Genomic DNA, 10705 nt, shown 5'->3' with positions numbered 1-10705 from the left:
ATGAGCGCGCCGCTCGCCATCGCGATCGACCTCGGAGGCACGCAGCTGCGCGCGGCGCTCGTCGCGGGCGCCCGGGTCGAGGCGCGCGCGGCCGAGCCGACCGATGTCGCCGGAGGGCCGGAGGCCGTGCTGGCACAGATGCAGCGGCTGATAGGCGCGGTCTCGGCTGGCTCCCCGCCGGAAGCAATCGGGGGCATCGGCATCTCGGCGCCCGGTCCCCTCGACAGTGAGGCCGGCGTGGTGCTCGAGATCCCCACCCTGCCGGGCTGGACCGATTTCCCGCTGCGCGACCGGCTCGCCGCTGCGACCGGGCTCTCCGTGCTGCTCGAGAATGACGGAATTTCGGCCGCCTATGGCGAATGGCGCCACGGCGCCGGGCGCGGCCTGTCGCATCTCGTCTATGCGACGGTATCGACCGGGCTCGGCGGCGGGGTCATCGTCGATGGCCGCATCATGCATGGCAGGCGCGGTATGGCGGGCCATATCGGCCATTTTACCATGGCGCCGGACGGTCCGCGCTGCCCCTGCGGCACGATCGGCTGTTTCGAAGCCTTCGCGTCCGGTTCGGCGCTCGGCCGCCGCGCCCGCGCCGCTGCCGCAGCGCATCCGCTTTCCGCGCTCGGGCGGGCGGCCACAACAGGCGCCGTCGACGCCCGCCATGTCGTCGAGGCGGCGCGAGCGGGCGACGAGGTCGCCCTCGCCCTGATCGATGACGAGGCGGCGCTGCTCGGGCGCGGCTTCGCGAGCCTCGTCCATCTCTACAGCCCCGAGCGGGTCGTCATGGGCGGCGGCGTCTCGGCCGCGTTCGACCTCATGGAAGAGACCATCCATCGGGTCATGCGCGCCAACCTCATGGCCGCCTTCCGCGATGTCGTCGTGGTGCGCGCCGCGCTCGCGGAAAATGCCGGCCTTGTCGGCGCGGCGGCGCTGGTCGCCGATCGCCCCGCCTCGTGAGGCTCTTGAGGCCCGGGCCTTGCGGCGTCCCCGGCGATGGCGCATCACCCGGGTGACACCGGAGTGGATTTCATGGCTCAGACTACCCCCGCCACGCTCGCTCTGCGCAAGCTCGGCATCGCCTTCGAAGTCGTTTCCTACGACTACGACCCCAATGCCGAGCGGGTAGGGCTGCAAGCGGCGGAGGCGCTCGGCGAAGAGCCGCATCGCGTCCTCAAGACGCTCATCGCCGAAGTGGACGGCAAGCCCGTCTGCGTCGTCCTCGCCTCCGACCGCGAGGCCAGCATGAGGAAGGTCGCGACCGCCTTCTCCGGCAAGTCGGCTGCCATGGCGGCCATTCCGGATGCCGAACGGATCACGGGCTACAAGGTCGGCGGCGTCAGCCCGTTCGGCCAGAAGAAGAAGCTGCGCACCGTCGTCGACGACGCAGCCCTCGCCGAGGCTTATGTCTATGTGAATGGCGGCCAGCGCGGGCTGCAGATCCGGCTGGCGCCGAGCGATCTCCTGCGCGCCGCCGATGCATCGAGCGCGCCGATCACCGCCTGACTGGCGCGGATGGTTACCCGTTGTTCACCCTGCCGGCGAGAATTTGCCGGGGTGAAACCACCCCTTCTTAACCACTCGTCAACGGCCGTGGTCGTCTATGGGGACGGGGGGTGGCGCGTTCGCACGGCGCCCTCTGCATACGCCATGCGCGAGTTGCCGCCGCTTTGTCGACAATGCGGGCGTTTGCTGGTAGGAAAGAGGCAGGATGGGGACGTTGCGTATCAAGAACCCGCGTGCTTCGCACCTCGATGGATCGGTTTCGCGACCGGTCCTGACCACACTTTTGATCGTCGCAGCAGCGTCGATCGTCGCGTCCTGTGCGTCGGCGCCGCCGCCGAAGGCCAAGAAGCGCTCCTCCGAATATTTCCCCGAGAGCAAGTATGGCGTGAAGGCCAGCCCGCGCGTGGTCGAATACGGCCAGCCGGTGCCTCAGGGCGGCGGACGCTACATGGTCGGAAAGCCCTACACGGTGAAGGGCAAGGTCTACAAACCCTTCGAGCACAAGCGCTATACCGCCGTCGGCTATGCGTCGTGGTACGGCTCGGCCTTCCATGGCCGCTACACGGCGAATGGCGAAGTCTACGACATGGACACGCTGTCGGCCGCGCATCCCACGATGCCGCTGCCGAGCTATGCGCGCGTCACCAATCTGAAGAACGGCGCCTCGGTCGTCGTGCGCGTCAATGATCGCGGTCCCTATGAGCGGAACCGTCTGATCGACCTTTCGTCGAAGACGGCGGAGCTGCTCCAGGTGAAGCGCCACGGCGCCGCGAAGGTGAAGGTCGAATATATCGGCCCGGCCCGCATGCAGGGCCATGACAAGCAGATGCTCATGGCGACCTATGTGGCGCCCGACAATACCGAGATCGGGAATCCCAGCGTCATGGTCGCCATGGCGCGGGTGAAGAAGGAGTCGGCCGTCGCGGTCGCGATGCGCCAGCAGCCGGCCACGCGCAGCGCTCCGGCGCCGACCATCGCCGTCGCTGCCCGTCAGCCGGCACCCGCGCCGAGCATGGCCGTCGCGATGCGCGCCCCGGCTTCGAGCCCGCAGATCGTGCTGGCGATGGCGCCCGTTCCCCGGGCGAGGCCGGCGACGATGGTCGACGGCGGCACGGCGATCGACCCGTACAACTACGAGATCCTCGCGGCGCAGAACGTCGCGCCGGTCGCGGCTCCTGTCGCCGACCCGGTCCAGGCCATGGCGATCGCCGAGCCGGAGGTCGTCGCGGCACCGGAGGTCGTGCAGGCCTCGACAGTCGGCGGCACGACCTATGGCGAGCGCACGCTCGGCTCGTTCACCGTCCAGAACCCGGCCGCCTTCGAGGCCGAGTACCAGCAGCCGGTCTATCGTTCGGCCCGTTCGTCCTATGCGGCCGATCCCGATTTCACGGACGCGCAGCGCGCGATCGACGGGATGGCCCGGAATTCCGGACATGCCAGGCTCGAGGAGGCCCTGCACGTGGCGGTCGCCCGAGCGGCTGCCGAGCGCAGCGCCGATGCGACCGAAATTGCCGTCGGCGTCTTCGCCGATGCGGCCAATGCCAAGGCCATGGCGACGAAGCTCGCCTGGCTCGGCCGCCCGGCGATGAGCGATGTCGCGGTCGGCGGGCGCACGCTGCACCAGCTGCGCATCGTGGTCGCCGACAACAGCGTTTCGGAGCGGGATGCGCTGGCGGCCGTGGCCGCGGCCGGCGCGCGCGACGCCTTCGTCGTGACGCGCTGAGACCGCAGGCGGGGCCCGGCAGTCGGCGGACGCCGGAGCCTGCCTTTGGCGAATTCGAACGGATGATCCGGGATGCGGTCATGCGCCTCGCTCTCCCTCGCTGCGCTGCTCGCGCTCGCCCAGCCGGCGGCCGCACAAACCGCGTTTGAGAGCAAGGCGCCGCGAGCGATCCTTGTCGATGTCGACAGCGGCGGCACGCTCTATCGCAAGGCGGCCAACCAGCGCTTCGATCCCGCTGCCATGGCCAAGATGATGACCATGGCGGTCGTGTTCGATGCGCTGAAGGCCGGCGAGATCCGGCTGGACCAGACCTTCAAGGTCAGCGAGAACGCCTGGCGCAAAGGCGGTGCGCCTTCGCGCGGCGCCACGATGTTCGCGGCCCTCAAGTCCGAGATAGCTGTTTCGGACCTCCTGCGCGGCGCCATTGTGCAGGCGGGCAACGACGCCTGCATCATCCTCGCCGAGGGTATCGCGGGTTCCGAAGCTGCCTTCGTGACCCGCATGAACGACAAGGCCCGCGCGCTCGGTCTCACGGCGACCACGTTCCGCAACGTCACCGGGCTCGCCGATCCGGAGCAGCTCTCGACAGTCGGCGATCTCGCGATCGTCGCCGACTCTCTCGCGACGACGCATCCCGAACTCTACCGGATCTATGCGGAACCGGACTTCACCTGGAACAAGATCTTCCAGCGCAACCGCAACCCGCTGCTCGCAGCCGGCATCGGCGTCGACGGGCTCTCGACGGGCTACAGCGAGACGGCTGGCTTCGGCTATGCCGCGTCGGCGCTGCGCAGCGGCCATCGTGTGACAGTGGTCGTGAGCGGCCTGCCGACCGACAAGGCGCGCGCGGAGGAGGTCACGCGGCTCTTCGACTGGGCGAACAGCGCCTTCGAGCGGCTGCGCTTCTTCGATGCCGGGGAGACGATCGCCGAAGCGAAGGTATTTGGCGGCGCGGCATCCGCCGTGCCGCTCGCGACGACCATGCCGCTCGACGTGCTGCTGGAACGCGGTGCACGGGATCGGATTCGCGCCCGCATCGTCTATGACGGTCCTCTGGTCGCGCCGGTGAAGAAGGGGGAGACGGTCGGCGTGGTACGCGTCTATGTCGGCGAGGAACTGCTCGTCGAAAAGCCCGTCGTGACCATGGCCGATATCGCCACCGGCAGCATGCAGCAGCGTGCGCTGGACGCGGTCGGCGAACTGCTGATCGGGTGGCTTTGATGGAGCTGGCAGCGGGGCAACCGGCCGCTGGCGGGGGCCGCTTCATCACCTTCGAAGGCGGGGAGGGGGCCGGCAAGTCGACGCAGATGAAGCGCCTCGCCGCCTCGCTTGCCGGGCGCGGCATCGCCGTCGTCGAGACGCGCGAGCCCGGCGGCACGCCGGATGCGGAGGCGATCCGCTCCTTCATTCTCTCGGGACGCGCGCGCCCGCTCGGCGGAGGCGGCGAGGCCGTGCTCTTCGCGGCGGCGCGGGCGGATCATGTCGATCGCGTCATCCGCCCTGCGCTCGAGCGAGGCGCGTTCGTGCTGTGCGACCGCTTCATCGATTCGACGCGCGCCTATCAAGGTGCCGACGGTGTCGATTCCGCGCTGATCGGGAGCCTCGAGTCCCTCGCGATCGGCGACACGCGCCCGGACCTCACACTGATCCTCGACCTGCCGGCCGAAACGGGCCTCGCCCGGGCCGCCGCCCGCCGGGGGGCGGGCGATGCCGATCGTTTCGAGAGCGAGACGATCGCGCGGCACGAGGCGAGGCGCCGCATCTTCATCGAGATCGCCCGGAGCGAGCCCGGCCGCTGCGTGGTGATCGATGCGACGCGCGACGTGGATGACGTGGCAGCGGAAATCTGGCAGGTCGTATCCGAGCGGCTTCTGAAGCCGACGCCCTGATCCCGCCGGAACTGCGATGGCCGCTGCCGACATCATGCCGGAACTCGACGCGCTGGAAGGCTGGCCCCCGCCTGCCGAACAGACCGCGTGGTATGGCGCGAGCGCCGACGAGTTGGTTCTTCTCGATGCCTATCGCGGCGGCCGCATGCATCACGCCTGGCTGATCACCGGCCCGCGCGGCAGCGGCAAGGCGACGCTCGCCCACCGCTTTGCCCGCTTCGCGCTCGCCCATCCCGTGCCCGAACGGGCGCCGGCGGCGGACAGCCTCGCCGTCGATCCCGCCCATCCGGCGGCGCGCAAGATCGCCGCTCACGCGCATCCGAACCTTCTGACGCTGGCGCGGCCCTATGACGACAAGAACAAGCGCTTCAAGGAATCGGTGACCGTCGACGAGATCCGCCGGACGATGGCCTTCTTCGGCTCGACGGCCGGCGAGGCGGGCTGGCGCATCGCGATCGTCGACGCGGCCGACGACCTCAACACCAGCGCCGCCAACGCCCTGCTCAAGATCCTCGAGGAGCCGCCGCGCGGCGCGCTCTTCCTGGTACTCTCGCATGCGCCCGGGAGGCTGCTGCCGACGATCCGCTCCCGCTGCCGGCGGCTCGATCTCTCCCCACTGACGCCCGAGGCGATCGAGGCCGCGCTGGCCGAGCACACCGACGCAGCGCCCGAAGAGCGCCGCTTCGCGGCTCTGGCGGGGCAGGGGAGCATCCGACGGGCTGTGCGCTTTCTCGACGAGGACGTCGCCGCCATCGCCGCGACCTTCGGCAGGGCCGTAAGCCGCTTCCCCGATTTCGACGCCGCCGCGGCGCACCGCCTCGGCGACATCGTTGCGCAGCGTGGCGCGGACGATGCTTTCGAGAGCTTCCAGGACCTCGTCTTTGACTGGCTGGCGCGGCGCGCGCGCGGCGAGCCGGAGCCGGCGATGATGGCGCCGCTCCCGCCCGCCGTCGCCGCCGTTCCGCTTGCGCAGTGGGCGGAGGTGTGGGACAAGGTCCGCCGGTTTTCGGCCGAAGTCGAAGCCTACAATCTCGACCGCAAGCAATTCGTCCTTTCGACCATCGACATGCTCGCCCGCGCTGCCCGAATGTGACGTATCCGCCCCCGGCTCAGCGAGCCGGGACCATCGCCATGTCGCAGTTCGAAGAAGAGGCGGAGCCATGACGGCATCGAAATTCTACATCACCACCCCGATTTTCTACCCCAACGGCGTGCCGCATATCGGCCATGCCTATACGATCATAGCGTCCGACACGCTGGCACGCTTTCAGCGGCTCGACGGCAAGGACGTGTTCTTCCTGACGGGCACCGATGAGCATGGCTTGAAGATGCAGCAGACGGCCGAGAAGGCCGGCCTGACGCCGCTGGCCCTCGCCGATCAGAACTCCGCCGTGTTCCGGAGGCTCGATGCCGCCCTCGGCGCCGAGCCGAGCGATTTCATCCGTACGACCGAACCCCGCCATCATCGCTCGAGCGAGGAAATCTGGCGGCGGATGACCGAGAACGGCGACATCTATCTCGACAAGTATTCCGGCTGGTACTCGGTGCGGCAGGAGCAGTTCTTCGACGAGAAGGAAACGACGGTCGGGACGGACGGCGTTCGCCGCGAGCCTCTCGGCTCCCCCGTCGAGTGGGTGGAGGAGGAGAGCTACTTCTTCCGCCTCTCCGCCTATCAGGACCGGCTACTCGCCCATTACGAGGCGCATCCGGAATTCATCGGTCCCGACGAGCGGCGCAACGAGGTGGTGAGCTTCGTGAAGGGCGGACTGCGCGATCTCTCGATCTCGCGCACCACCTTCGACTGGGGCATCCCGGTTCCGGGAGACCCGAAGCATGTCATGTATGTATGGGTCGACGCTCTCACGAACTACATTACCGGCGTCGGCTACCCGGACACCGACAGCGAGAGCTTCCGCCGCTACTGGCCGGCCGACCTGCACGTGATCGGCAAGGACATCGTCCGCTTCCACACCGTCTACTGGCCGGCCTTCCTCTTCTCCGCCGGCATCGCGCCGCCGAAGCGTGTTTTCGCGCATGGATTTTTGTTCAATCGCGGCGAGAAAATGTCGAAATCTGTCGGCAATGTCGTCGATCCGTTCGCGCTCGTGGAACAGTACGGTGTCGATCCCGTCCGCTTCTTCTTCCTGCGCGAGGTCCCGTTCGGACAGGACGGCAGCTACAGCCACGAGGCGATCGTAACCCGCATCAACGCCGACCTCGCGAACGACCTCGGCAATCTCGCCCAGCGTTCGCTGTCGATGATCGCCAAGAACTGCGACGGCCGCCTTCCCGAGCCGGGCGCCTTTTCGGCCGCCGACGAGGCGATCCTCGCCAGCGCCGATGCGCTGCTGCCGGTCTGCCGCCAGGCCTTCGAAAGCCAGCAGATCCACCAGGCGCTGAACGCGGTCTGGACCCTCGTCGCCGAGGCCAACCGCTATTTCGCGAACGAGGCGCCTTGGCAGCTTCGCAAGACCGACCCGGCCCGGATGGCGACGGTCCTCTATGTGACGGCCGAGCTGGTCCGCCAGATCGCGGTGTTGTCGCAGCCGGTGATGCCGGGATCGGCGGGGAAGCTGCTCGATCTTCTCGCCGTGCCTGAGGAGAAGCGTCTCTTCGCCTCGCTCGGCCCGGCAGGTCGTCTCGAGGGCGGCACGGCCCTCCCGGCCCCGACGGGCGTCTTCCCGCGCTATGTCGGCGAGGAGGTCGCCGGAAACTAGCCGGCGCCGAACAGCTCGTTGAGCTTCTGCACCGTGGCGACGGTCTCCGATTCGACCGTCCGCCGCAGCGCGAAATCCTGACCTGCCGCGGCGATTTCGCGGCAGGCCTGGTCATGGCTGCGGCACCATTCGAGCTTCTCCATCAGGTCGGAGAGATCGGCGGCGACCGGGACATAATGCGTCCATGGGATGATGTCGTCGTAGTACCACTGACGGAAGCCGTGCGACGACGCCACCTTCAGCACGCAGCACCCCATGAGAAGCCGCGTGAAGAAATTGCCCCAACTATTTGTGGGGCCGTCGATATCCAGCGCAAACTTGACATTCATCCATCGCGACGGTGCGATGAAGTCGCCCAGCAGTCCGTGGGCACGGAGCGCGTCGCGTGTGTGATGCGGCTGCGGGTCGGATTCCCGGTCGCTGGCCGTCAGCTTTACATCGACATCGGCGAGTCCACGCAGCGCGATGCAGAGGCGAACGCGGAGCTTGAGGCTCGGATCGTCCATGTCCATCTGCTCGGTGGCGGCGTGTCCGGGCCCCGTGATGGCACCGCGCCAGAGCAGCGTTTCGCGGCGGGACGCCCATTGGCCGGGCTTGCTGTCGGCAAGCTCCCTGAATGGCTGGTAGAGGCGCGCCGTCATGAAGGCAGGATCGGGCACCAGCACAGCCTGCGGCTCGTCGCTGCAGAAGCTGAGCTCGCCGGGCTCGTTGTCTCCGCCGTCCGAGATGTTGCCCGAAAGGCTGATGACGTCTGGAGAAGTGCGCGAGATGAGGCGCACCAGCGTCGGCAGACGGCGCCACATCATCTGGTAGAGCGGCCAGTCCGAGGCGAGGCGGTCGCGGTCGAGCACGATGCGGAACTGGTTGTTCACGCGCTCGAAGCCGACCTTGTAGCGGTGGCGGCTGCGCTCGCCGCCATGCTCGAAGGCCAGGCTCGGCGGAGAGAGCGCCATTTCGGCGATACCGGTCGCCAGTCGGCGCAGCATCACCTCTTCCTTCAGCCTCTTCGGAACGAGGCCGAAGAGCGAGCGCTCCATCACAATCGCCAATATGTCGAATCCCGTTCGGAACGGCCCTTGCATGCTATGTAGAAGCGCGGGCGGGAGCCTGTCCAGAACGGTCGACAGGCCGGGCGGAAGACGCTACTCACTCCCGACGTTTCAGCCTGACCCAGCGCTTCGCGCGCCACCGGATCCCATGCTCGTCGACAGCCACTGCCATCTCGATTTTTCCGATTTCGACCAGGACCGTGACCGCCTGATCGCCGACGCACACGCGGCCGGCGTCGGCCTCATGGTGACGATCTCGACGCGCGTGCGCCGTTTCGACCAGATCCGCGCCATCGCGGAGCGCTACCCTTCCGTCTTTTGCTCCATCGGCACCCATCCGAACAGCGCGCATGAGGAGCCGGATGTGACGACCGGGGAACTCGTCGCCCTGTCGCAACATCCGAAGGTTGTGGCGATCGGGGAGGCGGGTCTCGATTATGTCTATGGGGCCGAGCACAAGGCGCTCCAGGCCGAGGGGCTCCGCCGGCATATCGCTGCTGCCCGCATCACGGGCCTGCCGCTCGTCATCCATGCCCGCGATGCCGACGACGACATGATTGCGATCATCGAGGAGGAAAGCCGCTCCGGTGCCTTCCCGGCGATCCTGCACTGCTTCTCTTCTGGCAGACGGCTGGCCGAGGTCGGCATCGCGCTCGGCTTCTATGTATCCTTCTCTGGCATCTTGACCTTCCGGAGCGCCGAGTCGCTGCGGGATATCGCCCGCGACCTACCGGCCGACCGGCTGCTCGTCGAGACCGACGCGCCCTATCTCGCGCCGGTGCCGCATCGCGGCCAGCGCAACCAGCCGGCCTTCGTGCGCGAGACGGCGGCGGTGCTGGCGGACGTCCGCGGCGTCTCGCTGGACGAGATCGCACGTGTGACGACCGAGAATGTCCGCCGCCTCTTCACGAAGATCCCGGCATCCGCCTTTGAAGAGGCGGACGCGGATGTCTGAGGCGGTCGGAACAGGGGGGGCCGCCGATCGGATCCGCATCACGATCCTCGGCTGCGGAGCCTCGCCGGGCGTTCCCCGCATCGGCAATGATTGGGGCGCGTGCGATCCCTCGGAGCCGCGCAATCGCCGGACACGGTCTTCGATCCTGATCGACGGCTTTTCGGGCCGCAGCCCCTATCCGACCCGGGTCCTGGTCGACACGGGCCCCGACCTGCGCGCGCAGCTGCTTGAGGCTCGCGTCGACCGGCTGGACGCCGTCCTCTACACGCATGCGCATGCCGACCACACGCACGGCATCGACGACCTGAGAGCCTTCTGGCTCGACACGCGCCGCCTCGTCCCCGTCTATAGCGACGACGCCACGCAGGAGCGCCTCGAGGAGGCCTTCGGCTACTGCTTCCGCACACCGGCAGGCGGGAGCTATCCGCCGATCCTGGGGCGGCAGCGTATCGAGGCAGGCACACGCTTCGTCATCGACGGGCCTGGGGGCAGGCTGGACATCCTGCCGTTCCGTCAGGTCCATGGCGACATCGACAGCCTCGGCTTCCGAATCGGCGATTTCGCCTATTCGAGCGATGTCAGCGCCCTCCCGGAGGAGACGCTTCCGCATCTCGAGGGACTGTCGCTGTGGATCGTCGATGCGCTGCGCTACCGGCCGCATCCCAGCCATTTCAGCGTCGGCGAATCGATTGCGTGGCACGAGCGCCTGCAGCCGCGCCGCACGCTCTTCACACATATGCATGGCGATCTGGACTATCGGACGCTGGCGGCGGAGGTGCCGTCCGGCGTCGAACCCGCGCATGACGGCATGGTGCTCGAGCTCCCGCTTCCAAGGGCCTGGAAATAGGGGGAGGGGTCGTCGAGCGATCGGT

10 protein-coding genes are annotated in these 10705 nt (G+C 68.1%); 9 read left to right on the top strand and 1 reads right to left on the bottom strand.

Translation table 11 applies throughout. The features are described from left to right. The 7 genes from QO015_RS01830 to metG all read left to right on the top strand — a co-directional run bounded on the left by QO015_RS01830 (nt 1) and on the right by metG (nt 7829). Nucleotides 1-954, top strand: coding sequence for an ROK family protein (locus QO015_RS01830; protein WP_266281851.1), 954 nt, complete (start codon nt 1-3; stop codon nt 952-954). Nucleotides 955-1026: 72 nt separating this feature from the next. Continuing rightward, nucleotides 1027-1500, top strand: a complete 474-nt coding sequence (ybaK, locus tag QO015_RS01825) for a Cys-tRNA(Pro) deacylase (protein ID WP_266281852.1) — start codon at nt 1027-1029, stop codon at nt 1498-1500. A 214-nt stretch (nt 1501-1714) separates the two neighbouring features. Next, the gene (locus QO015_RS01820) at nt 1715-3223 is read left to right on the top strand and encodes a septal ring lytic transglycosylase RlpA family protein (protein WP_370877383.1); all 1509 of its coding nucleotides are present in this window, start codon (nt 1715-1717) and stop codon (nt 3221-3223) included. 72 nt (nt 3224-3295) lie between these two features. Next, on the top strand, nt 3296-4444 hold the full coding sequence (locus QO015_RS01815) for a D-alanyl-D-alanine carboxypeptidase family protein (protein ID WP_266281853.1): 1149 nt from the start codon (nt 3296-3298) through the stop codon (nt 4442-4444). Beyond that, entirely contained in the window at nt 4444-5112 is a 669-nt protein-coding gene (tmk, locus tag QO015_RS01810) for a dTMP kinase (RefSeq protein WP_266281855.1), read from the top strand. The genes QO015_RS01815 and tmk overlap by 1 nt, the downstream gene beginning before the upstream one ends. A 16-nt stretch (nt 5113-5128) precedes the next feature. Beyond that, nucleotides 5129-6205, top strand: a complete 1077-nt coding sequence (locus QO015_RS01805; protein WP_266281856.1) for a DNA polymerase III subunit delta' — start codon at nt 5129-5131, stop codon at nt 6203-6205. Nucleotides 6206-6272: 67 nt separating this feature from the next. Beyond that, complete coding sequence (gene metG / locus QO015_RS01800) at nt 6273-7829, top strand: methionine--tRNA ligase (RefSeq protein WP_266281858.1); 1557 nt, start codon at nt 6273-6275, stop codon at nt 7827-7829. Here the strand turns inward: metG and QO015_RS01795 are convergent. Further along, complete coding sequence (locus tag QO015_RS01795; protein WP_266281859.1) at nt 7826-8866, bottom strand: glycosyl transferase family 90; 1041 nt, start codon at nt 8864-8866, stop codon at nt 7826-7828. The genes metG and QO015_RS01795 overlap by 4 nt on opposite strands. A 160-nt stretch (nt 8867-9026) precedes the next feature. Between QO015_RS01795 and QO015_RS01790 the strand changes: the two genes are divergently transcribed. Further along, nucleotides 9027-9833 carry a TatD family hydrolase gene (locus QO015_RS01790; RefSeq protein WP_266281860.1) on the top strand — a complete coding sequence of 269 codons (807 nt, stop codon included), beginning with the start codon at nt 9027-9029 and terminating at the stop codon, nt 9831-9833. After that, entirely contained in the window at nt 9826-10680 is an 855-nt protein-coding gene (locus QO015_RS01785; protein WP_266281861.1) for an MBL fold metallo-hydrolase, read from the top strand. Before QO015_RS01790 ends, QO015_RS01785 begins: the two co-directional genes overlap by 8 nt. Nucleotides 10681-10705 lie beyond the last annotated feature (25 nt).

The organism is Kaistia geumhonensis (assembly GCF_030815145.1).
Lineage (GTDB): Bacteria > Pseudomonadota > Alphaproteobacteria > Rhizobiales > Kaistiaceae > Kaistia > Kaistia geumhonensis.
Note: the sequence above shows the minus strand (reverse complement) of the source record. Positions and strands in the feature narration are given on the sequence as shown.

Bases quoted from the DNA above. Each gene is read 5' to 3' on its own strand.
- QO015_RS01790 (WP_266281860.1), top strand. From the start codon at position 9,027: ATGCTCGTCGACAGCCACTGCCATCTCGATTTTTCCGATTTCGACCAG.
- QO015_RS01785 (WP_266281861.1), top strand. From the start codon at position 9,826: ATGTCTGAGGCGGTCGGAACAGGGGGGGCCGCCGATCGGATCCGCATC.
- QO015_RS01805 (WP_266281856.1), top strand. From the start codon at position 5,129: ATGGCCGCTGCCGACATCATGCCGGAACTCGACGCGCTGGAAGGCTGG.
- tmk (WP_266281855.1), top strand. From the start codon at position 4,444: ATGGAGCTGGCAGCGGGGCAACCGGCCGCTGGCGGGGGCCGCTTCATC.
- QO015_RS01830 (WP_266281851.1), top strand. From the start codon at position 1: ATGAGCGCGCCGCTCGCCATCGCGATCGACCTCGGAGGCACGCAGCTG.
- ybaK (WP_266281852.1), top strand. From the start codon at position 1,027: ATGGCTCAGACTACCCCCGCCACGCTCGCTCTGCGCAAGCTCGGCATC.
- metG (WP_266281858.1), top strand. From the start codon at position 6,273: ATGACGGCATCGAAATTCTACATCACCACCCCGATTTTCTACCCCAAC.
- QO015_RS01795 (WP_266281859.1), bottom strand. From the start codon at position 8,866: ATGGAGCGCTCGCTCTTCGGCCTCGTTCCGAAGAGGCTGAAGGAAGAG.
- QO015_RS01815 (WP_266281853.1), top strand. From the start codon at position 3,296: ATGCGGTCATGCGCCTCGCTCTCCCTCGCTGCGCTGCTCGCGCTCGCC.